The organism is Buchnera aphidicola (Mindarus japonicus) (assembly GCF_039393905.1).
GTDB classification, from domain to species: Bacteria; Pseudomonadota; Gammaproteobacteria; order Enterobacterales; family Enterobacteriaceae; genus Buchnera_A; species Buchnera_A aphidicola_B.
Genome location: NZ_CP135030.1, coordinates 444,540 through 470,641 on the forward strand (window position 1 = coordinate 444,540; position 26,102 = coordinate 470,641).

Below are 26,102 nucleotides of genomic sequence, written 5' to 3' on the forward strand. Positions count from 1 at the left end.
TCATTAACATTATTAATATGCCTGTATCATTTAAATTGGCTGCTTTCTTCCAAACCTGACCAGTTGTTTAAATTAACATCACAAAACAATGCTAATGAAGTTAAGCTAACTATACTATTTTTTTAAAAAAATTCAAGAAAAATTTAATCTTTATCAACTGATAATATAAAAAATTGAAGATTATATCTTCTATAATTATATTATTATTTACTCCATAATTTAATTATATAATAATATGAATTATCAAATTCTTGCTAGAAAATATAGACCTCAATTATTAACTGAAGTTATTGGTCAAAAAACTGCTGTTACTGCTTTATCTAATAGTTTATCTTTAAATAAAATACATCAAACTTGGATTTTTTCCGGTATGAGAGGAATAGGAAAAACAAGTATAGCTCGTTTACTTTCTAAATGCTTGAATTGTTCTTCAGGAATTACTAGTAATCCTTGTAGAACATGTCAAAATTGTAAAAATATAGAAAAAGGTTGTTCTTTAGACTTATTAGAAATAGACGCCGCTTCGAGAACAAAAGTTGAAGATATGCGGGAATTACTTGAAGGTGTACAATATTCTCCAACTCAAAGTCGATTTAAAATATATTTAATTGATGAAGTACATATGCTTTCTAAACATAGCTTTAATGCTTTGCTAAAAATTTTAGAAGAGCCTCCTAAACATATAAAATTTATTTTAGCTACGACTAATATTGAAAAAATACCAGATACTATTCTTTCAAGATGTTTTAAACTACATTTGGAAAAAATATCATCTATCGACATTAATAATCATATTCAACATGTTTTAAAAAAAGAAAATATTCAATTTGAACCTAGAGCTATAGAATTATTAGCTATTACAGCAGAGGGAAGTATCAGGGATGCTCTAAACTTAACTGAACAAGCAATTTCTATTGATTTTAAAAAAATAAAAACAAAAAATGTATTAAAAATAATAGGAGGAATAAATGATTATTATGCATTCTTTTTAACAAATTCTTTAATTACACAAAATATCAAAGAATTTAAATCTTTACTTAAACAAATAAATTCTTTATCCATTAAATGGGAAGAAATATTAATAACTATATTAAAAATTTTACATTATATTGCTATGAATCAATTTTTTCCTTCTTTTTGCAAACAACATGATATAGGGGAATATAAGGAAAACATATTAGAGTTGTCAAAGAATATTGATTCAAGGATCATTCAATTATATTATAAATTAATATTAATTGGAAGAAAAGAACTAAAATATTCACCTACAGAAAAAATGGGTGTAGAAATTATTTTTCTACGATTATTATCAATAGATCAAGAAACATACATTTCCTCAAATAATTTAAGATATAAAAATATGTTTAATTACGATGAAGTTAACTTAATTAACTCATTATCCAAAAAAGAATTTGAATTAAAAAAAAATTTAAATGAAAATTTAAATGACTTTCATGAAAGAGAAACATTAACTTATAAAATAATAAAAAAAAAAAAAAAATAATTAATATAAAAAAAAAAATTAACTTTGAATTACCAATAAAATCTTCTATTACTGTTAATAATAAAAACGAAAAAATAGAAAAAAAACAATTTTTTAATAAAAAAAACAACATTTTTTTAAAAAAAAATATTAATAATAATGATAAAACAAAATTGAAAAATTTAAAAAATTTAGATATTATAAAAAATAAAAATGAAAAAACAAAAAATTTTAAAAAAAATGAAATAAATATTATTAATGAAAAAATAAAAAAAATAGAAAAAATTTTTCAAACAAATTTTAAAGAGATAGATGATTCTATTTTTAAAAAATAAATTTTACTATATATGCTATATTTTTATCAAATAAATAAAGAGAAAAAAATGTTTAATAAAAATGGTTTAAATAACCTTATGAAACAAGCTCAACAAATGCAAGAAAAAATGAATAAAGTTCAATTAGAGATGGCTAATGTAGAAGTAACTGGAGAATCAGGAGCTGGTCTAATTAAAATTACTATTAATGGAGCACATAATTGCAGAAAAATAGAAATAGATCCAACTTTATTGCTTGATGATAAGGAAATGCTAGAGGATTTAATTGTTGCTGCTTTTAATGATGCATCAAGAAGAATTTCTGAAATTCAAAAACAAAAAATGTCAGATATGTCAAATAACATGCAATTACCTTCTGGTTTTTCTTTACCTTTTTAATAAAAAAATTTTAATTTAAATTAAAATTATCTAATTTTAAAAAGATTAAATTAATTTAATTTTATTTAACTATATGTACGTTATATTATTTACTTATAATTTGGAAAATATATGGAAAAAATTAAAAAAGAAACTCATTCATTTCAATCAGAAGCTAAAGAACTTCTTCATTTAATGATTCATTCATTATATTCAAATAAAGAAATTTTTATAAGAGAAATTATTTCTAATGCATCTGATGCTATTGATAAATTAAGATTTTATTTTTTATCTCACCCCGAGTTAAATAAAAATAATACTGATTTTCATATTTATATATCTATAGATAAAAAAAATAATACTCTAAGTATTTCAGACAATGGAATAGGAATGAGTAAAAATGAAATTATCGAAAATCTAGGTACTATTGCAAAATCTGGAACAAAAAAATTTATAAATGAATTAAAAAAAAATACTGAAGAAAAAAATAAATTAATTGGTCAATTTGGAGTAGGGTTTTATTCAACATTTATAGTATCAAGAAAAGTAATAGTTAAAACTAAATCAATTAAATGTTCTGAAAATGAAGGTGTACTATGGGAGTCTTTTGGAAAAGGAGAATACTCTATTCAAAAGATTAAAAAGAAAGAAACAGGAACAGAAGTAATTTTGTTTTTAAACGATTCGGAAAAAATTTTTCTTGAAGAATGGAAAATTAATAATATTATAAAAAAATATTCTGATCATATTTCCATCCCAGTAAAAATAAATTCTTATAATGAAAAAGAAAAAACTTTTTCTATAAAACAAATTAATAAAGCAAAAGCACTATGGAATTTAAAAAAAACCGAAATAAAAGATGAAGAATATCAAAATTTTTATAAATATATAAGTAATGATATCAATAACGCTCTTATTTGGACACATAACACCGTAGAAGGAACACAAGAATATACTATTCTACTTTATATTCCTTCAAAAGCACCATGGGACATGTGGAATAGAGATAACAAACACGGACTAAAGTTATATGTAAAAAAAGTTTATATAATGGATGATGTACAACAATTTTTACCTAATTATCTTCGATTTGTACGAGGAATTATAGATTCTTATGATATGCCATTAAATGTTTCTAGAGAAATTTTGCAAGAAAATAAGATTGTTAGTAGTTTAAAAAAAACTTTAACAAAAAGAATATTAAAGCTTTTAGAAAAATTATCAATTGATAAACCGGAAAAATATCAAAAATTTTGGAATGAATTCGGATTAGTTTTAAAAGAAGGTATAGCTGAAGATTTATACAATAAAGAAACGATTGCAAATCTTTTACGGTTTACATCTGTTTTCAATAAAAAATCTGAACAAACACTTTCATTGGAAAGTTATATAAAAAATATGCAGGAAAAACAAGAAAAAATTTTTTTTATTACTTCAGATAGCTATTTATCTGCTAAAAATAGTCCACACTTAGAATTTTTTAAAAAAAATAATATTGATGTACTTTTATTGTCAGATAAAATTGATGAATGGATGATGAATCATTTAACTGAATTTAAAGAAAAAAAATTTCAATCAATAAGTAAAAATGACGAATCATTAAATAATCTAATACAAGAAGAAAATATAAATCAAAAAATTTTCGAAAAAAATAAGTTCATAGAAAAAGTAAAAGACATATTAAAAGAAAAAATAAAAGAAGCTAAATTTACTAATAAATTAACTGAAACTCCTGTTGTATTAGTAACAGACTCATCCGATATGAGTACACAAATGGCAAAACTATTTTCTGCAGCAGGACAAAAAACATCTCCTATAAAATATATATTTGAAATTAATCCTAACCATCTTTTAATTAAACATATAAATAATATTTCTGATAAAAAACAGTTGAAAGAATGGGTATATCTATTATTTGAACAAGCATTGTTTGTTGAAACTGGATCATTAGAAGATCCAAATAAATTTGTTTTTCGATTAAATAAATTATTAACTCAAAAAATTTTTACTATATAAAAAACATTAAAATTAAAAAAATATGAAAATAATCTTATTAGGCGCACCGGGAAGCGGGAAGGGAACTCAAGCTGATTATATTAGTAATAACTTTAATATTCCGCATATCTCTACAGGAGATATGCTGAGAAAAGAAATTAACAAAAAAACAAAATTAGGAGAGGAAATTAAATTTTTAATTTCACAAGGAAAATTAGTTCCTGATAAAGTTTTATTTTTATTAATCAAATCTAGAATAAAAAAAAAAGATTGTAAAAATAGTTTTTTATTAGATGGTTTTCCTAGAACACTATCTCAAGGAATGTATTTAAAAAACAATAATATAAAAATAAATATTGTTATAAATTTTTATGTTCCAACAAAAGTTTTAATTGAAAGAGTTATAGGAAGAATGGTACATCCTTCTTCTGGAAGACTATACCATAGTCAATTTAAACCTCCAAAAAAAGAAGGGATAGATGATATAACTGGAGAACCATTAATTTATCGAAAAGATGACAATATTTCTTCTTTAAAATATAGATTTTTAGAATATAAAAAAAAAACTGTTCCTTTGATTAAATTTTATATTAAAGAAAATAAGTTAGGAAATTTAGGTTATTACAAAATTGAAGGTTCGGATAATATTACAAAAATTAATTATTTAATTAAAAATATTCTTCAAAAAAATAAAAAAAATTAAAAATTTGGAAAAATAAATTTTATTGGTGCGCTTTACAGGATTTGAACCTGTGACCTACAGCTTAGAAGGCTGCTGCTCTATCCAACTGAGCTAAAAGCGCTTTATTTTTTAATTTTATTAAAAATAACATTCTATATCTCAAAATACATAAAATCAATTATTTTTTTAAAAAAATTTAATATTAAATTTTAATTAATTTTAAAATTAATTAAAATTTAATTTTTTTAAAAAAAATATTTATAATAATATGCTAATATAATGCTATTATTAGTTAAAAAAAATATTAAAAAATGTTAGCTAAAATAATTAATGGAAAAAAATTTTCTCAAGAAATAGAATTGGGAATTTCAAATAAAATAAAAATGTATACCAAATCTGGAAGAAATCCACCTGGATTATCAATAATTTCAATAGGAGAAAATCCTGCATCTATAGTCTATATTCAAAGAAAAAAAGAAGCTTGCCAAAGAGTAGGCATTATTTTTAACCATTGGAACTTTTCTACAAAAACAAATGAAAATCAAATTTTAAATTTAATTAAAAAATTGAATACTGATTCTCTTACTAATGGAATATTAGTACAATTTCCAATAGATCAAAAGTTTAATTCATTAAAAATTATTAGTCATATAAACCCTGAAAAAGATGTAGATGGCCTTCATCCATTTAATATCGGTTGTTTAGTTCAAAAAAAACCAATTTTTAGGCCTTGTACTCCAAAGGGAATAATTACATTGTTAAAAAAAGAAAAAATAAATTTAAGAAGTTTGCATAGCGTAATTGTAGGAGCTTCAAATATAGTTGGTAGGCCTATGAGTATGGAAATGCTACTTGAAGGATGCACGACTACTATTACTCATAGATTTACAAAAGAACTGAAAAGATATACTAAACAAGCTGACATTCTAATCATCGCAGTCGGAAAACCTTTTTTTATTAATAAAAGTTGGATTAAAAAAGGATCTATTGTTATAGATGTAGGAATTAATAAATTAAAAAATAATAAAATTGTTGGAGATGTTGATTTTATATCAGTTTCTTCTAAAGCTTCGTATGTTACACCTGTTCCTGGTGGAGTAGGTCCAATGACTATTGTTAGTCTATTAGAAAATACTATGATTGCTTATGAAAAAACAAAAAACTATTTATTTTTTTCTCCAAGTTGTGGATAATTTATCGTCTTCTAAAATTATTCCTAACTCAAATAATTTCTTTCTAATATTATCTGATACAGACCACATTTTTAATTTTCTTGCTATATTTCTTTTTTTAATTAAAGAATTTATTTCTTTTTCTTCTTTTATTTTTATATTTTTTTGTAAAAATAACTCTGGATCAGAATAAAAAAGTCCTAAAACTTTTCCTAATTTTCTTAATAAATTAGAAAATTTTTCTACTTTTTCTAATTTATTTTCTTTTTTTAATATATTTATTTTCTTAGAAAGAGAATGTAGTGTTAACAAAGCTTTTGGAGTATTAAAATCGTCTTGCATTGCTTTTTCAAAAGCAACCTGATATTTATTAGGAAAAAAAGAAAAATTTTTATCTATCAGAGTATTTCTTAAGGAAACGTATAAACGACGTAAAGAAATACTAGATTTCTTTATATTTTCTTCACAGTAATTTAAAGGTCTTCTATAATGTGTTGAAATTAAAAAATATCGAATACTTTCACCGTCATATTTAGATAATAAATCTTTTAACAAAATGAAATTCTCTAATGACTTAGACATTTTTTTATTATTTAATACCACCATACCGGAATGCATCCAATAATTTATTCTTGATTCTTTTTTAAAACAACTAAATTGTGCTCTTTCATTTTCATGATGTGGAAATAATAAATCTATTCCTCCACCATGAATATCTAATAAATTTCCTATTTTCACTGAAGACATAGCTGTACATTCTATATGCCAACCTGGTCTACCTTTCCCCCATGGAGAGTTCCAGTAAAATTTTTCAGAAAGTGGTACTTTTTTCCATAAAACAAAATCTAAAGGATTTCTCTTATTTTTATCAATTTTTACTCTTTTTCCTAATTTTAATTTTTTTAAAAATTGGTTAGATAATTTTCCATAGTGAACATCTTTATCTACAGAAAACATAACATCTCCATTATTTTGAACATATGCATAATTTTTTTTTAATAAATTATCGATTACTTTAATTATTGCATCAATATTTTCAGTTACTTTTGGTTCTTCATCAGGAGGTAATATGTTCAATAAAGAAAAGTCACGATGCATACTTTTTATCATTCGGTTAGTAAAAACTGTAATGCTTTCATTATTTTTAATGGATAAACTAATAATTTTATCATCAATATCTGTAATATTTCTTACATAATTTGTTTTATAACCTATATGACGAAAATAACGAGAAACAATATCAAATATTACAAATGTTCTTCCATGTCCTATATGACAACAATTATATACTGTTACTCCACATACATATATATTAACTCTATTGTTTTTGATAGGTATAAATTTCTCTTTAGAATGAGAAATAGTATTAAAAATTTTTAGCATAATAAAATCTATAAAATGTAAATTTTAAGTTAAAACATACGTATTATAATATTAAATATTAAGTATGTTAATATGTATAAATTATAACTTATAACTAAATTAGTGCCAATTATAAATAATTTTTATTAAATTATTAAATATTTAATAATTTAATTTAAAAAATATTATATTAATAATATACTATATGATAGGTGTTTATATGAAAACTAAATTGGAAGAATTATTACGATTTCCTTGTTCTTTTACTTATAAAGTCATAGGAATAGCAAGACCTGAGCTAATTGATCAGTTAGTAAAAGTCATACAATTAAAAATTCCCGGGGATTACATTCCTCAAATAAAATCGAGTAATAAAGGGACTTATATTTCTGTTTCAATTACTGTATTTGCCAAAAATTTTGAACAAATTGAAAGTTTGTATTATGATATTAGTAAAATAAATATGGTAAGAATGGTATTATAAATTTACAAAATATAAAAATATATCACGATACAGTATATATACCGTATCGTGATATTAGTTGAATTTTTTGTAAATTTTTGATTAAAAATTACAAACTGATAACGTTAGCAGCAGATGGTCCTTTTGCTCCTTCAGTGATTTCAAATTCAACACTTTGGCCTTCTGCCAATGTTTTAAACCCATTGCTTTGAATCGCTGAAAAATGAACAAAAACATCTTTACTTCCATCTTCAGGAGTAATAAAACCAAAGCCTTTAGACTCATTAAACCACTTAACATTACCTTTAATCTTGGACATCTATATTACCTTTACGTGAAAAAAATAAATAAACTGTTCTTGTACTAAGAAAATAATACATTTTAATTTTTATTAAAAAATTAAAATAATAATATATTTTCTTGTATTTTCATTTTTTAATTTATTAATATTTTTATACCTGGCAATTTCCTACTCTCACACGGGGAGACCCCGTACTACCATCGGCGTTATAGTATTTCACTTCTGAGTTCGGAATGGGTTCAGGTGGTACCACTACACTATTTTTGCCAGGTATTTAAAATATTTACTCAAATATAAATTCAGTAAATTTTAAAAATATAAAAATTTTAAAAAAATTTTTATTTTTTAAAAAAAACAACTTTGGTGTTACAAGATTAAGCCTATCGGGTCATTAGTACTAGTTAGCTCAACATATCACTATGCTTACACATCTAGCCTATCAACGTCGTAGTCTCCAACGTCCCTTCAGTAAACTACATTAATACAGTTTACAGGGAAAACTAATCTTGGGGCAAGTTTCGTGTTTAGATGCTTTCAGCACTTATCTTTTCCGTATTTAGCTACCGGGCAATGCCATTGGCATGACAACCCGAACACCAGTGATACGTCCACTTCGGTCCTCTCGTACTAGAAGCAGCCCCCCTCAATTTTCCAACGCCCACGGCAGATAGGGACCGAACTGTCTCACGACGTTCTAAACCCAGCTCGCGTACCACTTTAAATGGCGAACAGCCATACCCTTGGGACCTGCTTCAGCCCCAGGATGTGATGAGCCGACATCGAGGTGCCAAACACCGCCGTCGATATGAACTCTTGGGCGGTATCAGCCTGTTATCCCCGGAGTACCTTTTATTTGTTGAGCGATGGCCCTTCCATACAGAACCACCGGATCACTAAGGCCTGCTTTCGCATCTGCTCGCGTTATCACGCTCACAGTCAAACTGGCTTATGCCTTTGCACTAACCTTACGATTTCCAACCGTAATTAGCCAATCTTCGCGCTCCTCCGTTACTCTTTAGGAGGAGACCGCCCCAGTCAAACTACCCACCAGACACTGTCTCTATATCGGATAACGATATTAGGTTAGAATTTTAAAATGGAAAGGGTGGTATTTCAAGGTTGACTCCATTCAGACTAGCGTCTAAACTTCTAAGTCTCCCACCTATCCTACACATTACATATCAAAAATCAGTGTCAAGCTATAGTAAAGGTTCACGGGGTCTTTCCGTCTTGCCGCGGGTATACTGCATCTTCACAGCAATTTCAATTTCACTGAGTCCCAGGTGGAGACAGCCTGGCCATCATTACGCCATTCGTGCAGGTCGGAACTTACCCGACAAGGAATTTCGCTACCTTAGGACCGTTATAGTTACGGCCGCCGTTTACCGGGGCTTCAGTCTAGAGCTTCAAATTTTACTTTTTACTCCTTCGATTAACCTTCCGGCACCGGGCAGGCGTCACACCGTATACGTCCACTTTCATGTTTGCACAGTGCTGTGTTTTTAATAAACAGTTGCAGCCAGCTGCTTTCTTCGACTAATTTCAGCTTTAAACGTAAAGCTTATTACCTAATATTAGCATGCCTTCTCCCGAAGTTACGGCATCATTTTGCCTAGTTCCTTCACCTGGGTTCTCTCAAGCGCCTTAGTATTCTCTACCTAACTACCTGTGTCGGTTTGTGGTACGATTTGATATTACCTGATGCTTAGAGAATTTTCTTGGAAACATGGTATCAGTTACTTCGTTAAATAAATAACTCGTATTCATGCCTTGAAATAGAGAAAACCGGATTTTCCAAGTTTTCATTTCTACACATTTAAACCAGGACAACCATCGCCTGGATAACCTAACCTTTTTCGTCCTCCCTTCGCAGTAATATCAAGTACAGGAATATTAACCTGTTGTCCATCGACTACGCCTTTCGGCCTCGCCTTAGGGGTCGACTAACCCTGCCTCGATTACCGTTGGACAGGAAACCTTAGTTTTTCGGCGAGCAGGTTTTTTACCTGCTTTATCGTTACTCATGTCAGCATTCGCACTTCTGATACCTCCAATGGACTTTACAATCCATCTTCTACAGCTTACAGAACGCTCCCCTACCCAATAAAAATAATAAATAGATTTATTGCCGCAGCTTCGGTGCATAGTTTAGCCCCGTTAAATCTTCCGCGCAGAAAGACTCGACCAGTGAGCTATTACGCTTTCTTTAAATGATGGCTGCTTCTAAGCCAACATCCTGGCTGTTTATGCCTTTCCACCTCGTTTCCCACTTAACTATGACTTTGGGACCTTAGCTGGCGGTCTGGGTTGTTTCCCTTTCCACAACGAACGTTAGCACCCGCTGTGTGTCTCCCGTGATAGCATTCTTCGGTATTCGGAGTTTGCATCGGATTAGTAAGCCAGTATGGCCCCCTAGCCGAAACAGTGCTCTACCCCCGAAGATGAATTCACGAGGCGCTACCTAAATAGCTTTCGGGGAGAACCAGCTATCTCCCGGTTTGATTGGCCTTTCACCCCTAGCCACAAGTCATCCGCTGATTTTTCAACATCAGTCGGTTCGGTCCTCCAGTTGGTTTTACCCAACCTTCAACCTGCTCATGGCTAGCTCACCGGGTTTCGGGTCTGTATCCTGCAACTAAAACGCCTATTTAGGACTCGGTTTCCCTTCGGCTCCCTTATACAGTTAACCTTGCTACAGAATACAAGTCGCTGACCCATTATACAAAAGGTACGCAGTCACTCTAAAAAAAAGCTCCTACTGCTTGTACGTATATGGTTTCAGGATCTATTTCACTCCCCTAACCGGGGTTCTTTTCGCCTTTCCCTTACGGTACTAGTTCACTATCGGTCAATCAGGAGTATTTAGCCTTGGAGGATGGTCCCCCCATCTTCAAACAGGATTTCTCGTGTCCCGCTCTACTTCTCGAGTTAATAAACTAACTATTTTCATATACGGGGCTATCACCTTGTATCGCTGTTTTTTTCCAAAAACATTCTATTAATAATTAATTTATTATTTTACTCTAGGCTGTTCCCATTTCGCTCGCCACTACTAAGGGAATCTCGGTTGATTTCTTTTCCTCAAGGTACTTAGATGTTTCAGTTCCCTTGGTTTGCTTTATCAACCTATGAATTTAGTTAATAATAACATCTAGAAGATGTTGGGTTTCCCCATTCGGATATCGCCGGCTATAACGCCTCATATCAACTTACCGACGCTTTTCGCAGATTAGCACGTCCTTCTTCGCCTCTGATTGCCAAGGCATCCACCATATACGCTTAATTACTTAATCTTGCAACACCAAAGATGTTTTTTATTTTACCGAATTGTAAAAGAGCTGAAGTATTGAATAAACTACTGAATCGATTTTATCATACACTAATTATATAAATTATACAAACTAATTTTAAATAATTTTAATTTTATATGTCTCCTAGGGGATTTGAACCCCTGTTGCCGCCGTGAAAGGGCGATGTCCTAACCACTAGACGAAAGAGACAAAAGAAAAAATTTTTTTTTATTTAATTAAAAAATTTAATAATTAAAATTATTTAGTTAGTTATCTTACCGCAGTAAAAAAAAGAGTCAAGTTTTTTTATATTTTTAGTTTAAAAATAAAATTAAGAAATCTATAAAATTATAATAATTATATTTTTAATAAAACAGAATCAATATCTGGTAATACATCATTCCAAAGTAAAAAAGAATAAGCTGCTTGACTAACTAACATACCTTTTCCATCAGAAAAATGAATTACTCCCAATTCTTTACACCAATTTAAAAAAGGAGTAATTGTACTATTTTTTGTATAAGACATATCATAACAATAAATATCTTTATGAATTAATAAAGAAGGTAAAATTAACTTTTCTCCTTTCATAAAAGATGAAGTGGCATTGATAATTAAATCAACTTTAACATGTAATAAATCTTTGAACGAAATAGCATTTATATTTCCTAAATAATTAAATTCATTTTCTAATTTTTTAGCTCGAATAAAAGTTCGATTGAAAATAAAAATTTTTCTATTCTTAGAAGAAATAAAAGGTAATACTCCTTTTGCAGCTCCTCCAGCCCCTATTAATAATATAACACTGTTATTTTTCAAAAAATTTAATCGATTCAAATCATATAATAATCCAATACCATCGGTATTATCACCTAAAATTTTTTTATTTTTTGTTTTTTTTAGTGTATTTACGGACTTAGCTAATTTAGCTCTATTGGTTAATAAATCTGATATATGATATGCTTGTTCTTTAAATGGCAAAGTAATATTTGCACCATCTCCAATAGTATTAAAAAAAAAATTAACTTTACTAGTAAATTTATTAATTGGTGTTTTAACACTTGTATAAATACAAGGAATATTAGTTTGTTTTGAAAACAAAGAATGTATTTTGGGAGATAATGTATGTTTAATAGGATTTCCAAAAATGGAAAAATGCTTAATTTTAGTTGACATATTATAAATTTCTAAAAAATATATAAGTGTATGAATACTAACATTTATATAAAAAATATTAAAAAAATTTTTTATTATTTTTTTAAAAAAATATTTTATAAATTAAAAAAAATTGATATAAATAAATATTCATTTAAAAAATATCTATTTATTAAAAAAATATATAACTTTAAATATAGAAAAATGAAAATATTACTTTATCCTGATAAAAGATTACGAAAAAGAGCAAAACCAGTTCAAAAAATTAATGAAAAAATAAAAATAATCATAAATGATATGTTTAAAATCATGGAATGTAATGAAGGAATAGGATTAGCTGCTACACAAGTTGATATTCATTTACAAATTATTGTTATAGGAAAAATAAATAATTTATGTAATCCATTTGCATTAATAAATCCAAAAATAATTAAGAAATCTGGTTCATCTGGTATTGAAGAAGGTTGCTTATCTATTCCTAAAAAAAAAATTTTTGTCCCAAGATATGAAAAAATAAAAATTAAAGGAATAAATGAAAAAGGAGAAAAAATAATTTTTACGGCTAAATCTCTACTTTCTATCTGCATACAACACGAAATCGATCATTTAATAGGAAAACTAATAATTGATTACTTTTAAAAAATTTTCTAACTATAAAAATATTTTATATATGTATAAAAAAAAAAATTTCTTGAATATAGTTTTTGCTGGAACTTCACAATTCTCAGCTATGCATTTACAAGCTTTACTAAATGCTAAATATAATATAGTTCTTGTTTTAACAAAACCTGATAATCTTTTAGGAAGAAGAAAAAAAATAATTTTTTCTTCAGTTAAAACAATAGCAATAAAAAACTCTATACCTATTTTACAACCAAAATCTCTATATGAAAAAGACATACAAAAAATAATAAATTCTTTTTATGCCAATATGATGATAATAGTTGCATATGGTTGTATTATTCCTAAAAAAATAATAAACCTATTTAAAATAGGATGTATAAATGTACATACATCATTATTACCACGTTGGAGAGGAGCTTCTCCTATTCAATCTTCTATTTTAAAAGGTGAAAAAAAAACAGGAATTAGTATTATTTTAATTAATGAAAAATTAGATGAGGGAGATATTTTGATTTCTCAATCTTGTTGTATTTCAAGAAATGAAACTTCATTTTCTTTATCTAATAAACTTCAATTTATTAGTATAAAGTTATTAAAATTAATTTTAAAAAAAATAATTTTCAAAACATTTTCTAAAAAACCTCAAAATAATAAGTATGCAACATATTCAAAAAAAATTAATAAAAAAGATGCTTTATTAAATTGGAATCTTCCTGCTATAGAATTAGAAAGAAAAATTAGAGCTTTTAATCCATGGCCAATAGCATATTTTGAATTCAATAGTATTTTTATAAAAGTATGGGAAGCAGAAAAAATAAATATTAGCTGTTCTCTTCCAATTGGAACTATAGTAAAAATTGATTCTAAAGGACTTCAAATAAATACAAAAAAAGAAATATTAAGTTTAAAAAAAATTCAATTTCCCGGAAAAAAAATTATTAATATTCAAGATTTAATAAACTCAAAAAAAAGTTTTTTTTCTGAAGGAAATAAAATTTTTTAATTTAATAAAATTATATTTTTTATAAAAACCCTACTAGTACAATATATAAATAGGGTTTATTTATTTTTTTTATGAATTAATAATTATTTATAAAAATTAATGCAAAAAATTTATATTTATTTTTTTATATTTAACTTTTTCTTATTTTCTTCATTTTTTAATCTATCAATTAATTCTACATAAGCCATTTTTGCATTATCTCCAGATCTAAAGCCACATTTTAGAATTCTAATGTATCCACCTAATCTGGAACTAAAATGAGGTCCTATCTTACTAAATAATTTTGCTACTATTTCACTATTTCTAATTTTAGAAAAAGCTAAACGCCGATTTGATACAGAATCAACTTTAGCTAAAGTAATAATTGGTTCTGCTACTCTTCTTAATTCCTTAGCTTTAGATAAAGTTGTTCTAATAAATTCATATCGAAATAAAGAACAAGCCATATTTTTAAGCATTAACTGAACATGACTTCTTTTTCGATTAAATTTACGACCAATTTTTCTATGTCTCATACCTTGTCCTTATAAAATAAAAAAAATATTTTATATAAATTTACTCTTCTGTAATATTTTTTGGTGGCCAATTTTCTAATCGCATACCTAAAGAAAAATGTCTAGAAGCCAAAACATCTTTTATTTCTGTTAATGATTTTTTACCTAAATTAGGAGTTTTTAATAATTCTACTTCAGTTTTTTGAACTAAATCTCCTATGTAATGAATTTTCTCTGCTTTAAGACAATTAGCTGATCTTACTGTTAATTCTAAATCATCTACCGGTCTAAGTAAAACGGGATCGAAATCAGGTTTTTCTTCCTTTACTTCTGCTTCGTGAACATTTTTTAAATCAATAAATGCTTCTAATTGTTCTGCTAAAATTGTAGATGCTTTCCTTATAGCTTCTTCAGGATCAATTGAGCCATTAGTTTCTAATTCAATTACTAATTTGTCTAAATCTGTTCGTTGCTCTACACGAGCTGATTCTACATTATAAACTATTCTTCTAATAGGACTATAACACGCATCTAATAACAATTTTCCTAATAAACGATTTTCAGAATCTAATTTCATTCTAGATACTGCAGGTACATAGCCTCTACCTCGTTCAACTTTCATTTTCATTTTTATAAATGAGCTTTCATACGTTAAATTACAAATTTTTTGATTAGGTTGAACTATTTCTACATCTTCTCCATGTATAATATCACTAGCAGTAACTAAACCTATTCCTGAAGAATTTAAATGAATAATTGCTTCTTCTTTACCATGAATTTTAATAGAAATTTCTTTTAAATTTAATAAAATTTCAAGTATATCTTCTTGTATACCTTCTTTAGTACTATATTCATGAAGTACACCATCAATTTCTACTTCCGTTATTGCACATCCAGGCATGGATGATAACAAAATTCTGCGAAGTGCATTTCCTAATGTATGTCCAAAACCTCTTTCTAAAGGTTCAAGAACAACTCTAGAACAGGTGGAACTAATTTGTTTAACTTCAACTAAACGTGGTTTTAAAAAGTTCGAAACTGTATTCTGCATGATAATCCTCTATTTTATTAGAATATTATTTAGAATATAGCTCAACAATTAAATGTTCATTGATCTCAGCTGATAAATCAGATCTGTCGGGAATTCTTTTAAAAATTCCTGTCATTTTCTTAATATCAACTTCTAACCAACTAGCTTTTTCTCTTTGTTCATATAATTCTAGAGCTGCTTTAATTCGAGATTGCTTTTTACATTTTAATCTAACACTTACTATATCATTAATTTTAACCTGATAAGATGGAATATTTAAAACATTATCATTAACTGTTATTGATTTATGTGAAATTAATTGACGTGCTTCAAATCTAGTAGCTGCAAATCCCATTCTATATACTACATTATCTAATCTATTTTCTAATAATTTTAATAAATTTTCTCCAGTATTTCCTTTTAATTTAGAAGCTATCGTGTAATACCTCTTAAATTGTCGCTCCAACATCCCATATAATCTTCTAACTTTTTGTTTTTCTCTTAACTGAATTCCATAATCAGATAAACGTTGTTTTCTATTTCCATGTTGTCCTGGAAGTTGATCTATTTTACACTTAGATTCTATAGAGCGACACCCTGATTTCAAAAATAAATCAGTTCCTTCTCTTCTACTTAATTTTAACTTAGGTCCTAAATACTTAGCCACTTTAATTTTTCTCCAAAAAATTATACTCTTCTTTTTTTAGGTGGGCGACAGCCATTGTGTGGAATAGGTGTAACATCGGTAATATTAGTAATTCTAAAACCAGCAGCATTTAGAGCACGAATAGTCGATTCTCTTCCTGGACCTGGTCCTTTTACCATTACCTCCAAATTTTTAATACCATAATCTTTTACTAATTCGGCACATTTTTCAGCTGCTACTTGAGCAGCAAAAGGAGTTGATTTTCTCGATCCTCTAAATCCTGATCCTCCTGATGTTGCCCAACCTAATGTATTTCCTTGTCTATCAGTTATAGTAACTATAGTATTATTAAATGAAGCATGAATATGTGCTATACCATCTAAAATTTGTTTTTTTACACGTTTTCTAGTTCGAACTGGTATTTTAGTCATATTTTTTTTTCCTTGTTTTATTTTCGTATTGGTTTTCTAGGTCCTTTTCTTGTTCTCGCATTAGTTTTAGTTCTTTGCCCTCTGACTGGTAAACTTTTTCTATGACGAAAACCTCTGTAACAACCTAGATCCATTAAACGTTTAATATTTAAAGTTACTTCTCTTCGTAAATCCCCTTCAACAACAAATTTAGATACAGATTCCCGTAATAATTCAATTTGTTTTTCAGATAAATTTTTAATTTTTAAATTTTCTGGTATTTTAGATTCAGTACAAATTTTAGATGCACGTGTTTTTCCTATTCCATAAATTTTACTTAAAGCAATAACCGTATGTTTATTATCAGGAATATTAATACCTGCTATACGAGCCATTATTCTCTCCCTTAAATTATTTAATTTTATATTTTATATTTAATAAAAATATATTTTTAGTAAAAAAATTAACGAAAAATAAAAAAATTATTTATTTTTATTAAATAATTCCTTAAACCTCAATTATCCTTGTCGTTGTTTATGTTTTGGATCATCATTACAAATTACTTTAATAACATTTTTTCGACGAACTATCTTACAGTTTCTACATAATTTTTGAACAGATGCTCTTACTTTCATAACTAAACTCCAAGTTACTTTTTAATAAAAAAATTATTTTTTAAAATAAAAATTAGCTTTTTTTAATGCTAAATCATATTGCGTAGACATAATAAAAGTTTGAATTTGAGAAATAAAATCCATAATAACTAATACTACAATTAACAATGAAGTGCCTCCAAAATTAAAAGGAATTTTAGTTAAACTTCTCATAAATTCAGGAATCAAACAAATAAAAGTAATATACACAGAACCGATTAAAGTTAAACGAATAGTAATTTTATCTATATACTTTGCAGTTTGTTCACCTGGTCTAATTCCTGATATAAAAGCACCAGATTTCTTTAAATTATTTGCTGTTTCTCTTGAATTAAAAACAAGTCCTGTGTAAAAAAAACAGAAAAAAATAATAGCTATGGCATATAAAATTATATAAAGAAAGTGATTAGGTTGTAGATAAAATATTATTTTTTTAAACCAAGTATATTTTAAATTATATAATCCAAACCAAGATACAATTGTCGTAGGAAACAGAACGATGCTCGATGCAAATATTGCTGGTATTACTCCTGCCATATTAATTTTTAGTGGAAGATGAGTGCTCTGAGCAATATACATTCTACGTCCCTTTTGACGACGGGGATAATGTACAATTATTTTTCTTTGACTTCTTTCTATAAAAACTACTATAAAAGTAATTAAAAAAGATAAAAAAATAATTAAAAATGCTAAAAATTCATGTAAATAATCTTGTTTTATTTCTTTTAAAAATACAACTAAAGTTGCAGGAAAACTAGAAATAATTCCTGTAAAAATGATCAAAGAGATTCCATTTCCAATACCTTTATTTGTAATTAACTCTCCTAACCACATTAAAAATATAGTTCCTGTTACTAAGCTTAATATTGTTGTGATATAAAAAAAACAATTCAAATGAACAATTAATTGTCGCATTTCAGGAATATTCGGAATAGTAACTGCTATGCTAACAGCTTGTGCTATAGCTATTAATAACGTCATATACCTAGTATATCGATTAATTTTTCTTCTTCCTATTTCACCATCTTTTTTTATTTCAGCTAATTTTGTATTAACTAAAGTTAATAACTGAATAATAATAGACGCTGAAATATAAGGCATTATTCCTAAAGAAAAAACAGAAGCTCGACTTAAGGAACCACCTGAAAATGTATTAAACATATCAATGATAGTACCTTTTTGTTCTATTAACATCCTTGATAAAACAACAGTATTAATACCTGGAATTGAAATAAAAGAGCCAATTCTAAAAATAATTAAAGAAAAAACAACAAATAAAATTCTTTTTTTTAATTCCCAAATTCCATTATTAATTTTGTTAGAACTTAATTCTATTTTTTTTGCCATTATTTACTAACTATTCCTCTACTTGACCACCAGAAGATTTAATCATAGAAAGAGCACCCTTTGTAACTCGCAATCCTTTTATTTTTAAAGCACTATTTAATGTTCCTGAAGAAATAATTTTTACATATTTTATATTTTTTTTGATAATTTTTTGATTTTTTAATAAATTTAAATCAATAATATTATTAGATAAATATTCTATATCTGATAAACGTACTTCTTTCATTAATAATTTTTTTTGTGATGTAAAGCCAAATTTAGGCAGTCTTCTATATAATGGCATCTGTCCACCTTCAAATCCTCTTCGTATACTAGAACCTGATCTAGATTTTTGTCCTTTATGTCCTCTTCCTGCAGTTTTTCCAAATCCAGATCCAATTCCTCTTCCTAACCTTTTTTTATTTTTTCGGGACCCAAATTTAGGTGATAAAGTATTTAATCGCATTAATTAAATCTCCTCTATACGCAATAAATAAGATATTTTTCTAATCATTCCTTGAATAGAAGAAGTATTTTCTCTAAAAACTACATCTCTGATATGTCTAAGTCCTAATCCTTTTAATGTAGCTCTATGAACGGGTAATCTACCTATACTACTTTTTATTTGAGTAATTTTTATTTTTTTCATATTATTTAAATAATATCTTTAACAGACTTATTTCTTTTTTCTGCAATCATTAAAGGAGATTTCATATTTTTTAAAGCATTTATTGTTGCACGAACAACATTAATAGGGTTAGTTGATCCGTATGTTTTAGCTAATACATTATGTATTCCAGCTACTTCCAATACTGCTCTCATAGCACCTCCAGCTATAATTCCTGTTCCTTCTGATGCCGGTTTCATAAATATTATAGATCCTGTATGTGTACCTTTTACAGAATACTGTAAAGTTTTTTTGTTAAGCACAACATTTATCATATTTCTTCTTGCTTTTTCCATTGCTTTCTGAATCGCTGAAGGTACCTCTCTTGCTTTTCCATATCCAAATCCAACTCTACCTTTTCCATTTCCTACCACAGTTAATGCCGTAAAAGAAAATATACGACCACCCTTTACTGTTTTAGATACTCTATTTACCGAAATTAATTTTTCCTGTAAATCTTGATTTATTTGTCTTTCAATGTTTATCATTTTATTATTTTACCTTAAAACTGAAGTCCAAATTTTCGAGCTGATTCAGCCAGAGATTTTATTCGACCGTGATATTTGAAACCTGAACGATCAAACGATACTTTTTTAATTCCTTTATTCAATGCTCTTTCAGCAATCTTTTTTCCTATTAAATCAGCAGCTATTTTATTTCCAGTATTTCCTTTTAAATTAATAGAAACATTTTTTTCAAGAGTAGATGCTGCTGCTAAAGTAGTAGAATCAATTTTTGAAATTATTTGTGCATAAATATGACGAGAAGTACGGTGCACTACCAAACAAATCGCTCCTAATGATTTAAGCTTAGAACGAGTTTTAGCCGCACGGCGAATTCTTGCAATCTTTTTTCTTTTAAAACAAATCATTTTACTTTTTTTTAGCCTCTTTAATACGTACTACTTCGTCAAAATATCTTATTCCTTTTCCTTTATAAGGTTCAGGAGGGCGAAATGACCTTAAATTAGCTGCTACCTGCCCTATCAATTGCTTATTAGAACTTTTTAATATAATTTCTGTTTGAGATGGAAGTGTAACCGTTATTCCATCAGGTAATACATATTCAATAGGATGAGAATATCCTAAAAACATTTTAATAACATTTGTATTAACTATCGATGCTCGATAACCTACTCCTATTAATTGTAGTTTTTTTTCATATCCCTCTGTAACTCCTATAATCATTGAATAAATTAAGGATCTTGCCGTTCCAGCTTGAATCCATGCTTCTTTATTCGTATAATTTTCTTTTTTTATTTTAAATAATATCATATTATTTTCATAATTTACTGTAATAGAATTATGTATATTATGACTTAAACTTCCATATTTTCCTTTAACTGAAAATTTTTTCTTTTTAAAAATAATTTCTACTCCCAAAGGAACTGAAATTGCACGTTTAGCTACTCGAGACATTTTACTTTTCTCCTACTATAGATTTGTAATCTATTAAGTTACATAACAAATAACTTCACCACCCAATCCTTTAATTCGAGCTGTTTTATCTGTTAAAACACCCTTTGAAGTTGAAATAATCGCTATACCTAAACCGCCCATAACTTTAGGAAGATCGTGCTTTTTTTTATAAATCCGTAAACTTGGTTTACTAACTCTTTTTATCTTCTCTATAACCGATTTTCCCTTAAAATATTTTAAAAAAATTTTCAAATTTGGTTTAATATTTGATTCAATAATATATTCTTTAATATAACCTTCTTTTTTTAAAACAAGACTAATTGCTACTTTTAATTTAGAAGCTGGTATTTTTACAGATACCTTATTAGCCAATTGAGCATTTCTAATTCGAGTTAACATATCTGATATGGGATCTTGCATACTCATAATTTTCTCCAAAAAATATAACTTTTTAAAATTTACCAACTAGCTTTTTTAAGACCTGGAATTTCTCCACGCATAGCCGCTTCTCTTAACTTAATACGACTTAATCCAAATTTTCTTAAAAAACCATGAGGCCGACCAGTTTGTCTGCACCGATTTCTTTGACGAGAAATACTAGAATCTCTAGGTAATTTTTGTAATTCTAATACAGATTTCCAACGAATTTCAGAAGAAAGACTCATATTAACAATTTTTTTCTTTAATTCAGTTCTTTTTTTAAAAAATTTATTAGCTAACTTTACTCTTTTTTTTTCTCTTGCTTTCATAGATTGTTTAGCCATTTATCTGCCTTATTTTTTTATTGTTTAAAGGGAAAATTAAAAGCGCTGAGTAGTAAAAATCCGTGTTTATCAGAACTTGCAGTTGTTGTTATAGTTATATCTAATCCTCGAACACGATCTATTTTATCATAATTAATTTCTGGAAAAATAATTTGTTCACGAATTCCTATGCTATAATTTCCCTTACCATCAAATGATTTTTTTGAAAATCCACGAAAATCTCGTATCCGAGGTATGGCAATAGTAATTAACCTATCTAAAAAATCCCATTTTCTTTTTCCTCTTAAAGTAACTTTGCAGCCTATTGGATATCCTTTTCTAATTTTAAAAGTAGATATTGATTTCTTAGCTTTTGTAACTAATGGTTTTTGACCTGAAATAACTGTTAAATCTGAAATTGCAAAATCTAATAATTTTTTATCATTTACAGCAGATCCAACTCCCATATTTAAAGTTATTTTAACAATTTTTGGGACTTGCATAACAGAATGGAATTTTAATTCCCCCATCATTTTTTCTATTACTCTAGTTTTATAAAAATTATAAAGTTTTATCATATTTTTACCCCTTAAACTTATATACTATATAGTATGTTTATTAGATTTTAAAAATCTAACTTTTTTTCCTTGTTCAAATTTAAATCCTATTCGATCAGGTTTATTTGTTAATGGATTTAAAAAAGCTATATTAGAGATATGAATCGGAGATTCTTTTTTTATAATTCCACCATTTATATTTTGAGAAGGAACGGGTTTTTGATGTTTTTTTACAATATTAATTCCAGCAACAATTACTTTGTTTTTTTTAATTATTTTTTTTATAACTCCAATTTTTCCTTTATCTTTTCCGCAAATAACAATTACTTTATCGTTACAATGAATTTTTAATGCCATAATTAAATTTCTCCTATAATACTTCTGGTGCTAATGAAATAATTTTCATGAATTTATCATTTCTCAATTCTCTTGTAACTGGACCAAATATTCTTGTTCCTATAGGTTGTTCATTATTATTTAATATAACACAAGCATTATTATCAAATCTAATAACTGATCCATCTGAACGACGAATTCCTTTTTTAGTTCTTACTATAACTGCTTTTAAAACTTCTCCTTTTTTCACTTTTCCTCTAGGAATTGCCTCTTTAATACTAACTTTGATTATATCTCCAATGCAAGCATATCTTCTATTAGATCCTCCAAGAACTTTTATACACATCGCTGATCTTGCTCCAGAATTATCTGCTACATTAAGAACACTTTGTTCTTGAATCATATTAACCTCATTTTTTTACCGTATTAAAATGTATTTTTTCTAAAAAAATAATTTTAGAAAACATGAACAATAATATATATTTTTTTCATGTTTTCTTATTATTAGATAATATTTTATATATTCGATTTTTTAAAAATACTTACTACTTTCCAACTCTTAGTTTTAGAAATAGGCCTACATTCTTGAATTTCTACCATATCTCCTATCAAACATTTATTTTCATCATCATGCACATGAAGTTTAGTAGTTTTTTTTACAAACTTCTTATATAAAGGATGTTTAACAATTCGCTCTATAGAAACTACCGCTGATTTATTCATTTTATTGCTAATTACATATCCTTTTAAATTTCTTGATTTAGAGCTCATAATTTTCCTCGTATTTTTTCATGTAAAAATGTTTTAACACGAGCTATTTTTCTTCTACTTTCTTTTAATAAATGAACTTTTTTTAATTTTTTTCCGGAAAATTGAATTCGCAAATTAAATTGTTCTCTTAACAACTCCGATAATTCTAATTTTAGTTCTTTAACACTTCTTACATTTAATTCTTTTGCTTTCATTACATCTCCATCTTAGTTACAAAAGTAGTTTTAACAGATAATTTTGCTCCTGCTAATTTAAATGCTTCTTTTGAAATTTCTTCAGAAATACCTTCTATTTCGTATAAAATTTTTCCTGGTTGAACTAAAGCAACCCAATACTCTACATTTCCCTTTCCTTTTCCCATTCTAACTTCTAATGGTTTTTGAGTAATTGGTTTATCTGGAAAAACTCTAATCCAAATTTTCCCTTGTCTTTTAATAAATCGAGTTATTACTCTTCTTGCAGCTTCAATTTGTCTTGCTGTTAAACGACCTCTTTCTATTGCTCTTAAACCAAATGTTCCAAAATGGACATTATCATTAATAGTTAAACCTCTATTTCTTCCTTTGTGCATTTTTCTAAATTTAGTACGTTTAGGCTGCAACATAAAAATTTTTCCTTATTTTCTATTTTTTCTATTTTGTTTTTTTACTCTAGAAAAATTTTTTTTGTTTTTTTCTATAGGGATGCTTAATGGCATACGCCCTAAAATTTCTCCTTTAAAAATCCATACTTTAACACCAATAACTCCGTATGTTGTATGTGCTTCTGCAGTATTATATTCAATATCCGCACGAAGAGTATGTAATGGAACCCTTCCTTCTCGATACCATTCTTTCCTAGCAATTTCTGCTCCACCTAATCGACCACTAATTTCTACTTTAATTCCTTTAGCACCCTGACGAATAGAATTTTGAACAGCTCTTTTCATAACTCTTCTAAACATTATCCTTCTTTCTAACTGAGAACTGATATTATCAGCAACTAATTTTGCATCTAATTCAGGCTTTCTAATTTCTGAAATATTAATTTGCGCGGGCACTCCAGAAATTTTTGAAATCATAATACGCAATTTTTCTACATCTTCCCCTTTTTTTCCAATAACAATTCCAGGACGGGCTGTATGAATAGTTACGCGAATACTTTTTGATGGTCTCTCAATAATAATTCTTGATATTGAAGCTTTTATTAGATTTTTAACTAAAAATTTTCTAACTTTAAAATCACTCTCCAAATTATTAGCAAAGTTTTTACTGTCAGAAAACCAAACTGAATTCCAAGATTTAACTATTCCTAAACGCATTCCATTAGGATGAACTTTTTGACCCATTATTTATTATCTCCGTATTTTTAAAGGCTAGAAACAACTACTACTATATGACTAGTACGTTTTAAAATTCGATCCGCACGACCTTTTGCACGAGGCATCATCCTTTTTGTAGTTGGACCTGCATCAACTAATATCTTTTTTATTTTTAGATTCTCTATTTCTTCACCATTATTATGTTCTGCATTAGATATAGCTGATGAAAGAACCTTTTTTATTAAATTTGCTGCTTTTTTTTTACTATACATAAGAATTTCTAATGCTTTTACGACTTTTTTTCCTCTTATCAAATCAGCAACTAATCTTACTTTTTGTGCAGAAGAGTTCGCTTTATAATGCTTAGCTATAATTTCCATTTAAAACCTCATGTACGTTTATTTTTTCTTTACCTTTTTATCAGCAGTATGTCCTTTATAAGTTCTTGTTAAAGAAAATTCTCCTAATTTATGACCAACCATCTCTTCAGTAATAAATATTGGTAAATGTTTTCTACCATTATGCACAGAAATAGTTAAACCTATCATATTTGGAAAAATTGTTGATCTACGAGACCATGTACGAATAGGTTTTTTATCTTTATTTTTTAAAGAAAATTCTATTTTTTTTAATAAACTTGAATCTATAAAAGGACCCTTTTTAAGGGAACGTGGCATTAGAAACACTCCAATATTTTTATTTTTTTCTATTGTGAAGAATAAATTTGTTAGTTCGTTTATTTTTTCTAGTTTTTTTACCCTTTGTCTGTAAACCCCATGGACTTACCGGATGTTTCCCAAAATTTCTTCCCTCTCCTCCCCCGTGAGGATGATCTACTGGATTCATGGCAGTACCTCTAACAGTTGGTCTAATCCCCCTCCATCTAGACGCTCCTGCTTTTCCTAATACTTTTAACATATTTTCAGAATTTCCTACTTCTCCAATAGTAGCTCTACATTTAGAAAATATCTTTCTAATTTCTCCTGATTTTAATCTAAGAGTTACATAAGATTCATCTCTAGCTATTAATTGAGCATAATTTCCAGCAGAACGAGCAATTTGCCCTCCTTTTCCTGGCTTCATTTCTACATTATGAATTGTCGTTCCTATTGGAATATTACTCATAGGTAAAGCATTTCCAATTTTTATATCTGATTTTGAACCAGAATTTATAATATCTCCAACTTTTATACCTTTAGGTGCTAAAATGTAACTTCGAAAACCATCCAAATAAAGAACTAACGCTATATTTGCTGAACGATTAGGATCATATTCTAATCGTTCTATTTTACCTGATACATTATCTTTTTTTCTTTTAAAATCAATTATTCGATATAATTTTTTATGCCCCCCTCCAATATGACGTGTTGTAATTCGGCCATCACTATTTCTGCCTCCTGTTTTTTTTTTCCTTTTTAATAAAGAAGAATATGGTTTTCCTTTATATAAATTTGAATTAACAACTTTAATAACATGTCTACGTCCAGGAGATGTTGGTTTGCATTTAACAATCGACATCGTATTTTATT

The 26,102-nt window shown here is 27.4% G+C and carries 35 protein-coding genes, 2 tRNA genes, 2 rRNA genes, 1 other RNA gene and 1 pseudogene; 9 read left to right on the forward strand and 32 right to left on the reverse strand.

From position 1 onward, the window contains the following. Positions 1 to 95: signal recognition particle sRNA small type (gene ffs / locus RJT65_RS02005), an RNA gene on the reverse strand. 140 nt (positions 96 to 235) lie between these two features. On the opposite strand from ffs, the pseudogene dnaX reads away from it, so the two are divergent. The 5 genes and pseudogenes from dnaX to adk all read left to right on the forward strand — a co-directional run. Next, a pseudogene (gene dnaX / locus RJT65_RS02010) lies at positions 236 to 1,312 on the forward strand (DNA polymerase III subunit gamma/tau); the annotation flags it as partial. 344 nt (positions 1,313 to 1,656) lie between these two features. Further along, a complete protein-coding gene (locus RJT65_RS02015; RefSeq protein ID WP_343152569.1) occupies positions 1,657 to 1,818 on the forward strand; it encodes a hypothetical protein in 162 nt (53 codons plus the stop codon). A gap of 48 nt (positions 1,819 to 1,866) precedes the next feature. Beyond that, the gene (locus RJT65_RS02020) at positions 1,867 to 2,196 is read left to right on the forward strand and encodes a YbaB/EbfC family nucleoid-associated protein (RefSeq protein ID WP_343152572.1); all 330 of its coding nucleotides are present in this window, start codon (positions 1,867 to 1,869) and stop codon (positions 2,194 to 2,196) included. 111 nt (positions 2,197 to 2,307) lie between these two features. Continuing rightward, entirely contained in the window at positions 2,308 to 4,191 is a 1,884-nt protein-coding gene (htpG, locus tag RJT65_RS02025) for a molecular chaperone HtpG (protein WP_428994324.1), read from the forward strand. Positions 4,192 to 4,213: 22 nt separating this feature from the next. Then, a complete protein-coding gene (gene adk / locus RJT65_RS02030) occupies positions 4,214 to 4,873 on the forward strand; it encodes an adenylate kinase (RefSeq protein WP_343152575.1) in 660 nt (219 codons plus the stop codon). A 23-nt stretch (positions 4,874 to 4,896) separates the two neighbouring features. Here adk and RJT65_RS02035 read toward each other — a convergent pair. After that, positions 4,897 to 4,973 (reverse strand) — tRNA-Arg (locus RJT65_RS02035). A gap of 190 nt (positions 4,974 to 5,163) precedes the next feature. Between RJT65_RS02035 and folD the strand changes: the two genes are divergently transcribed. Next, positions 5,164 to 6,045: a bifunctional methylenetetrahydrofolate dehydrogenase/methenyltetrahydrofolate cyclohydrolase FolD gene (gene folD / locus RJT65_RS02040; RefSeq protein ID WP_343152577.1), complete on the forward strand. Its 882-nt coding sequence runs from the start codon at positions 5,164 to 5,166 to the stop codon at positions 6,043 to 6,045. Here the strand turns inward: folD and cysS are convergent. Then, positions 6,019 to 7,407 (reverse strand): cysteine--tRNA ligase, encoded by a 1,389-nt coding sequence (gene cysS, locus RJT65_RS02045; protein ID WP_343152580.1) that lies wholly within the window; start codon positions 7,405 to 7,407, stop codon positions 6,019 to 6,021. The genes folD and cysS overlap by 27 nt on opposite strands. A 199-nt stretch (positions 7,408 to 7,606) precedes the next feature. Between cysS and ybeD the strand changes: the two genes are divergently transcribed. Beyond that, a complete protein-coding gene (gene ybeD / locus RJT65_RS02050) occupies positions 7,607 to 7,870 on the forward strand; it encodes a DUF493 family protein YbeD (protein WP_343152582.1) in 264 nt (87 codons plus the stop codon). A gap of 88 nt (positions 7,871 to 7,958) precedes the next feature. Here the strand turns inward: ybeD and cspE are convergent, their stop codons facing one another. The 5 genes from cspE to aroE all read right to left on the reverse strand — a co-directional run bounded on the left by cspE (position 7,959) and on the right by aroE (position 12,616). Beyond that, positions 7,959 to 8,168, reverse strand: coding sequence for a transcription antiterminator/RNA stability regulator CspE (gene cspE, locus RJT65_RS02055; RefSeq protein WP_009874442.1), 210 nt, complete (start codon positions 8,166 to 8,168; stop codon positions 7,959 to 7,961). Between the two features lie 137 nt (positions 8,169 to 8,305). Further along, a 5S ribosomal RNA gene (gene rrf, locus RJT65_RS02060) occupies positions 8,306 to 8,421 on the reverse strand. A 99-nt stretch (positions 8,422 to 8,520) separates the two neighbouring features. Next, positions 8,521 to 11,443: ribosomal RNA gene (locus RJT65_RS02065) — 23S ribosomal RNA — on the reverse strand. A 135-nt stretch (positions 11,444 to 11,578) separates the two neighbouring features. After that, positions 11,579 to 11,650, reverse strand: a tRNA-Glu gene (locus tag RJT65_RS02070). Between the two features lie 147 nt (positions 11,651 to 11,797). After that, a complete protein-coding gene (aroE, locus tag RJT65_RS02075) occupies positions 11,798 to 12,616 on the reverse strand; it encodes a shikimate dehydrogenase (RefSeq protein WP_343152583.1) in 819 nt (272 codons plus the stop codon). A gap of 183 nt (positions 12,617 to 12,799) precedes the next feature. On the opposite strand from aroE, the gene def reads away from it, so the two are divergent. Both def and fmt read left to right on the forward strand, forming a co-directional pair. Next, on the forward strand, positions 12,800 to 13,234 hold the full coding sequence (gene def / locus RJT65_RS02080; protein ID WP_343152586.1) for a peptide deformylase: 435 nt from the start codon (positions 12,800 to 12,802) through the stop codon (positions 13,232 to 13,234). 31 nt (positions 13,235 to 13,265) lie between these two features. Then, the gene (gene fmt, locus RJT65_RS02085) at positions 13,266 to 14,222 is read left to right on the forward strand and encodes a methionyl-tRNA formyltransferase (RefSeq protein ID WP_343152589.1); all 957 of its coding nucleotides are present in this window, start codon (positions 13,266 to 13,268) and stop codon (positions 14,220 to 14,222) included. A 116-nt stretch (positions 14,223 to 14,338) separates the two neighbouring features. On the opposite strand, the gene rplQ is transcribed toward fmt, so the two are convergent. From rplQ to rplB, 24 genes are all read right to left on the reverse strand, one after another. Continuing rightward, the gene (gene rplQ / locus RJT65_RS02090) at positions 14,339 to 14,737 is read right to left on the reverse strand and encodes a 50S ribosomal protein L17 (RefSeq protein ID WP_343152592.1); all 399 of its coding nucleotides are present in this window, start codon (positions 14,735 to 14,737) and stop codon (positions 14,339 to 14,341) included. 40 nt (positions 14,738 to 14,777) lie between these two features. Then, entirely contained in the window at positions 14,778 to 15,767 is a 990-nt protein-coding gene (locus RJT65_RS02095) for a DNA-directed RNA polymerase subunit alpha (protein ID WP_343152594.1), read from the reverse strand. 25 nt (positions 15,768 to 15,792) lie between these two features. Then, a complete protein-coding gene (gene rpsD, locus RJT65_RS02100; RefSeq protein ID WP_343152596.1) occupies positions 15,793 to 16,413 on the reverse strand; it encodes a 30S ribosomal protein S4 in 621 nt (206 codons plus the stop codon). Positions 16,414 to 16,433: 20 nt separating this feature from the next. Further along, on the reverse strand, positions 16,434 to 16,823 hold the full coding sequence (gene rpsK / locus RJT65_RS02105) for a 30S ribosomal protein S11 (protein ID WP_343152599.1): 390 nt from the start codon (positions 16,821 to 16,823) through the stop codon (positions 16,434 to 16,436). Between the two features lie 17 nt (positions 16,824 to 16,840). Next, on the reverse strand, positions 16,841 to 17,197 hold the full coding sequence (gene rpsM / locus RJT65_RS02110) for a 30S ribosomal protein S13 (protein ID WP_343152601.1): 357 nt from the start codon (positions 17,195 to 17,197) through the stop codon (positions 16,841 to 16,843). Between the two features lie 123 nt (positions 17,198 to 17,320). Beyond that, entirely contained in the window at positions 17,321 to 17,437 is a 117-nt protein-coding gene (rpmJ, locus tag RJT65_RS02115; protein WP_343152603.1) for a 50S ribosomal protein L36, read from the reverse strand. 33 nt (positions 17,438 to 17,470) lie between these two features. Then, positions 17,471 to 18,802 carry a preprotein translocase subunit SecY gene (gene secY, locus RJT65_RS02120; protein ID WP_343152605.1) on the reverse strand — a complete coding sequence of 444 codons (1,332 nt, stop codon included), beginning with the start codon at positions 18,800 to 18,802 and terminating at the stop codon, positions 17,471 to 17,473. A gap of 10 nt (positions 18,803 to 18,812) precedes the next feature. Beyond that, a complete protein-coding gene (gene rplO / locus RJT65_RS02125) occupies positions 18,813 to 19,247 on the reverse strand; it encodes a 50S ribosomal protein L15 (protein WP_343152606.1) in 435 nt (144 codons plus the stop codon). 3 nt (positions 19,248 to 19,250) lie between these two features. Continuing rightward, the gene (gene rpmD, locus RJT65_RS02130; RefSeq protein WP_343152608.1) at positions 19,251 to 19,430 is read right to left on the reverse strand and encodes a 50S ribosomal protein L30; all 180 of its coding nucleotides are present in this window, start codon (positions 19,428 to 19,430) and stop codon (positions 19,251 to 19,253) included. A gap of 5 nt (positions 19,431 to 19,435) precedes the next feature. After that, the gene (rpsE, locus tag RJT65_RS02135; protein WP_343152610.1) at positions 19,436 to 19,936 is read right to left on the reverse strand and encodes a 30S ribosomal protein S5; all 501 of its coding nucleotides are present in this window, start codon (positions 19,934 to 19,936) and stop codon (positions 19,436 to 19,438) included. 14 nt (positions 19,937 to 19,950) lie between these two features. Beyond that, the gene (gene rplR / locus RJT65_RS02140; protein WP_343152613.1) at positions 19,951 to 20,319 is read right to left on the reverse strand and encodes a 50S ribosomal protein L18; all 369 of its coding nucleotides are present in this window, start codon (positions 20,317 to 20,319) and stop codon (positions 19,951 to 19,953) included. Between the two features lies 1 nt (position 20,320). Next, entirely contained in the window at positions 20,321 to 20,866 is a 546-nt protein-coding gene (rplF, locus tag RJT65_RS02145; protein WP_343152615.1) for a 50S ribosomal protein L6, read from the reverse strand. Positions 20,867 to 20,899: 33 nt separating this feature from the next. Further along, positions 20,900 to 21,292, reverse strand: a complete 393-nt coding sequence (rpsH, locus tag RJT65_RS02150) for a 30S ribosomal protein S8 (protein ID WP_343152617.1) — start codon at positions 21,290 to 21,292, stop codon at positions 20,900 to 20,902. Positions 21,293 to 21,324: 32 nt separating this feature from the next. After that, the gene (gene rpsN, locus RJT65_RS02155; protein WP_343152620.1) at positions 21,325 to 21,630 is read right to left on the reverse strand and encodes a 30S ribosomal protein S14; all 306 of its coding nucleotides are present in this window, start codon (positions 21,628 to 21,630) and stop codon (positions 21,325 to 21,327) included. A 17-nt stretch (positions 21,631 to 21,647) separates the two neighbouring features. Continuing rightward, positions 21,648 to 22,187, reverse strand: coding sequence for a 50S ribosomal protein L5 (gene rplE, locus RJT65_RS02160; protein WP_343152622.1), 540 nt, complete (start codon positions 22,185 to 22,187; stop codon positions 21,648 to 21,650). Between the two features lie 24 nt (positions 22,188 to 22,211). Beyond that, complete coding sequence (gene rplX, locus RJT65_RS02165) at positions 22,212 to 22,523, reverse strand: 50S ribosomal protein L24 (protein WP_343152625.1); 312 nt, start codon at positions 22,521 to 22,523, stop codon at positions 22,212 to 22,214. Positions 22,524 to 22,536: 13 nt separating this feature from the next. Next, a complete protein-coding gene (gene rplN / locus RJT65_RS02170) occupies positions 22,537 to 22,905 on the reverse strand; it encodes a 50S ribosomal protein L14 (protein ID WP_343152627.1) in 369 nt (122 codons plus the stop codon). Positions 22,906 to 23,018: 113 nt separating this feature from the next. After that, entirely contained in the window at positions 23,019 to 23,273 is a 255-nt protein-coding gene (gene rpsQ / locus RJT65_RS02175) for a 30S ribosomal protein S17 (RefSeq protein ID WP_343152630.1), read from the reverse strand. Then, positions 23,270 to 23,467, reverse strand: a complete 198-nt coding sequence (rpmC, locus tag RJT65_RS02180; protein ID WP_343152631.1) for a 50S ribosomal protein L29 — start codon at positions 23,465 to 23,467, stop codon at positions 23,270 to 23,272. The genes rpsQ and rpmC overlap by 4 nt, the downstream gene beginning before the upstream one ends. Beyond that, positions 23,467 to 23,877: a 50S ribosomal protein L16 gene (gene rplP, locus RJT65_RS02185; protein WP_343152632.1), complete on the reverse strand. Its 411-nt coding sequence runs from the start codon at positions 23,875 to 23,877 to the stop codon at positions 23,467 to 23,469. Before rplP ends, rpmC begins: the two co-directional genes overlap by 1 nt. Before the next feature lie 12 nt (positions 23,878 to 23,889). Next, positions 23,890 to 24,600: a 30S ribosomal protein S3 gene (gene rpsC, locus RJT65_RS02190; RefSeq protein ID WP_343152634.1), complete on the reverse strand. Its 711-nt coding sequence runs from the start codon at positions 24,598 to 24,600 to the stop codon at positions 23,890 to 23,892. Between the two features lie 20 nt (positions 24,601 to 24,620). After that, the gene (rplV, locus tag RJT65_RS02195; protein ID WP_343152636.1) at positions 24,621 to 24,953 is read right to left on the reverse strand and encodes a 50S ribosomal protein L22; all 333 of its coding nucleotides are present in this window, start codon (positions 24,951 to 24,953) and stop codon (positions 24,621 to 24,623) included. A gap of 18 nt (positions 24,954 to 24,971) precedes the next feature. Then, on the reverse strand, positions 24,972 to 25,250 hold the full coding sequence (gene rpsS, locus RJT65_RS02200; RefSeq protein ID WP_343152638.1) for a 30S ribosomal protein S19: 279 nt from the start codon (positions 25,248 to 25,250) through the stop codon (positions 24,972 to 24,974). Positions 25,251 to 25,269: 19 nt separating this feature from the next. Further along, the gene (gene rplB / locus RJT65_RS02205; RefSeq protein WP_343152641.1) at positions 25,270 to 26,091 is read right to left on the reverse strand and encodes a 50S ribosomal protein L2; all 822 of its coding nucleotides are present in this window, start codon (positions 26,089 to 26,091) and stop codon (positions 25,270 to 25,272) included. Between the last annotated feature and the right edge of the window lie 11 nt (positions 26,092 to 26,102).

Bases quoted from the DNA above. Each gene is read 5' to 3' on its own strand.
- RJT65_RS02020 (WP_343152572.1), top strand. From the start codon at position 1,867: ATGTTTAATAAAAATGGTTTAAATAACCTTATGAAACAAGCTCAACAA.
- htpG (WP_428994324.1), top strand. From the start codon at position 2,308: ATGGAAAAAATTAAAAAAGAAACTCATTCATTTCAATCAGAAGCTAAA.
- adk (WP_343152575.1), top strand. From the start codon at position 4,214: ATGAAAATAATCTTATTAGGCGCACCGGGAAGCGGGAAGGGAACTCAA.
- folD (WP_343152577.1), top strand. From the start codon at position 5,164: ATGTTAGCTAAAATAATTAATGGAAAAAAATTTTCTCAAGAAATAGAA.
- cysS (WP_343152580.1), bottom strand. From the start codon at position 7,407: ATGCTAAAAATTTTTAATACTATTTCTCATTCTAAAGAGAAATTTATA.
- ybeD (WP_343152582.1), top strand. From the start codon at position 7,607: ATGAAAACTAAATTGGAAGAATTATTACGATTTCCTTGTTCTTTTACT.
- cspE (WP_009874442.1), bottom strand. From the start codon at position 8,168: ATGTCCAAGATTAAAGGTAATGTTAAGTGGTTTAATGAGTCTAAAGGC.
- aroE (WP_343152583.1), bottom strand. From the start codon at position 12,616: ATGTCAACTAAAATTAAGCATTTTTCCATTTTTGGAAATCCTATTAAA.
- def (WP_343152586.1), top strand. From the start codon at position 12,800: ATGAAAATATTACTTTATCCTGATAAAAGATTACGAAAAAGAGCAAAA.
- fmt (WP_343152589.1), top strand. From the start codon at position 13,266: ATGTATAAAAAAAAAAATTTCTTGAATATAGTTTTTGCTGGAACTTCA.
- rplQ (WP_343152592.1), bottom strand. From the start codon at position 14,737: ATGAGACATAGAAAAATTGGTCGTAAATTTAATCGAAAAAGAAGTCAT.
- RJT65_RS02095 (WP_343152594.1), bottom strand. From the start codon at position 15,767: ATGCAGAATACAGTTTCGAACTTTTTAAAACCACGTTTAGTTGAAGTT.
- rpsK (WP_343152599.1), bottom strand. From the start codon at position 16,823: ATGACTAAAATACCAGTTCGAACTAGAAAACGTGTAAAAAAACAAATT.
- rpsM (WP_343152601.1), bottom strand. From the start codon at position 17,197: ATGGCTCGTATAGCAGGTATTAATATTCCTGATAATAAACATACGGTT.
- rpmJ (WP_343152603.1), bottom strand. From the start codon at position 17,437: ATGAAAGTAAGAGCATCTGTTCAAAAATTATGTAGAAACTGTAAGATA.
- secY (WP_343152605.1), bottom strand. From the start codon at position 18,802: ATGGCAAAAAAAATAGAATTAAGTTCTAACAAAATTAATAATGGAATT.
- rplO (WP_343152606.1), bottom strand. From the start codon at position 19,247: ATGCGATTAAATACTTTATCACCTAAATTTGGGTCCCGAAAAAATAAA.
- rpmD (WP_343152608.1), bottom strand. From the start codon at position 19,430: ATGAAAAAAATAAAAATTACTCAAATAAAAAGTAGTATAGGTAGATTA.
- rpsE (WP_343152610.1), bottom strand. From the start codon at position 19,936: ATGATAAACATTGAAAGACAAATAAATCAAGATTTACAGGAAAAATTA.
- rplR (WP_343152613.1), bottom strand. From the start codon at position 20,319: ATGATTTGTTTTAAAAGAAAAAAGATTGCAAGAATTCGCCGTGCGGCT.
- rplF (WP_343152615.1), bottom strand. From the start codon at position 20,866: ATGTCTCGAGTAGCTAAACGTGCAATTTCAGTTCCTTTGGGAGTAGAA.
- rpsH (WP_343152617.1), bottom strand. From the start codon at position 21,292: ATGAGTATGCAAGATCCCATATCAGATATGTTAACTCGAATTAGAAAT.
- rpsN (WP_343152620.1), bottom strand. From the start codon at position 21,630: ATGGCTAAACAATCTATGAAAGCAAGAGAAAAAAAAAGAGTAAAGTTA.
- rplE (WP_343152622.1), bottom strand. From the start codon at position 22,187: ATGATAAAACTTTATAATTTTTATAAAACTAGAGTAATAGAAAAAATG.
- rplX (WP_343152625.1), bottom strand. From the start codon at position 22,523: ATGGCATTAAAAATTCATTGTAACGATAAAGTAATTGTTATTTGCGGA.
- rplN (WP_343152627.1), bottom strand. From the start codon at position 22,905: ATGATTCAAGAACAAAGTGTTCTTAATGTAGCAGATAATTCTGGAGCA.
- rpsQ (WP_343152630.1), bottom strand. From the start codon at position 23,273: ATGAGCTCTAAATCAAGAAATTTAAAAGGATATGTAATTAGCAATAAA.
- rpmC (WP_343152631.1), bottom strand. From the start codon at position 23,467: ATGAAAGCAAAAGAATTAAATGTAAGAAGTGTTAAAGAACTAAAATTA.
- rplP (WP_343152632.1), bottom strand. From the start codon at position 23,877: ATGTTGCAGCCTAAACGTACTAAATTTAGAAAAATGCACAAAGGAAGA.
- rpsC (WP_343152634.1), bottom strand. From the start codon at position 24,600: ATGGGTCAAAAAGTTCATCCTAATGGAATGCGTTTAGGAATAGTTAAA.
- rplV (WP_343152636.1), bottom strand. From the start codon at position 24,953: ATGGAAATTATAGCTAAGCATTATAAAGCGAACTCTTCTGCACAAAAA.
- rpsS (WP_343152638.1), bottom strand. From the start codon at position 25,250: ATGCCACGTTCCCTTAAAAAGGGTCCTTTTATAGATTCAAGTTTATTA.
- rplB (WP_343152641.1), bottom strand. From the start codon at position 26,091: ATGTCGATTGTTAAATGCAAACCAACATCTCCTGGACGTAGACATGTT.